Source organism: Psychrobacter sp. 1Y4, assembly GCF_051847555.1.
In genome coordinates this window covers 1-659 of record NZ_JBPYDE010000669.1, presented here as the reverse complement: position 1 = coordinate 659, position 659 = coordinate 1, and the positions used below count along the sequence as shown (strand labels likewise).

Annotated in this window: 1 protein-coding gene; it reads right to left on the bottom strand. The window is 49.0% G+C overall.

The window, feature by feature from the left end; genetic code table 11:
• On the bottom strand, positions 1-659 hold a 659-nt coding region (locus ACS8FC_RS18235), incomplete at both ends, for an ABC transporter permease (RefSeq protein ID WP_439297824.1).

Below are 659 nucleotides of genomic sequence, written 5' to 3'. Positions count from 1 at the left end.
GATAGCGACACCTGGCCAAATAGCGAGCCAAACATTACTTTGAATGTATTGACGAGCCGTACCGAGCATCGCGCCCCATTCAGCATCAGGTGGCTGTACACCAAAGCCTAAGAAACCAATCGCACCCGCTTCTAAAATAGCAGAAGAGAAAATCATCGTTGCCTGTACGATAAGCGGCGCCATACAGTTGGGTAAAATAGTGATAAACAATAGGCGAAGTACGCCAGCACCCATCACTTGCGAGGCGATAAAGTACTCACGTTGCAACTCTACCATCGCGGTGGCGCGAGTCAGACGAATAAAAGGCGGCGTACAGACCAAAGCGATGGTAATAATCGTATTGGTCATAGATGGCCCTAAGATAGCAGCAATGATGATGGCTAAAAGCAAGCTTGGATAAGACATCAAAATATCATTGACCAGCATGACCGCTTTGCCCCAAACCTTGGGCCAAAATGCGGCACTAAGTCCTAATGAAATACCGACTAGCATCGCAAGGGTCGTCGCGCTCAGACCGATAAACAGAGAGTAACGCGCGCCATACATCACCCGAGACAAGGTATCTCGTCCAGCATCATCAGTGCCTAGCCAAAACATCGCATCACCACCACTTAAAAAGGCTGGCGGCAGCTGCTCTTGGCCGGTAAACAATTCATAAG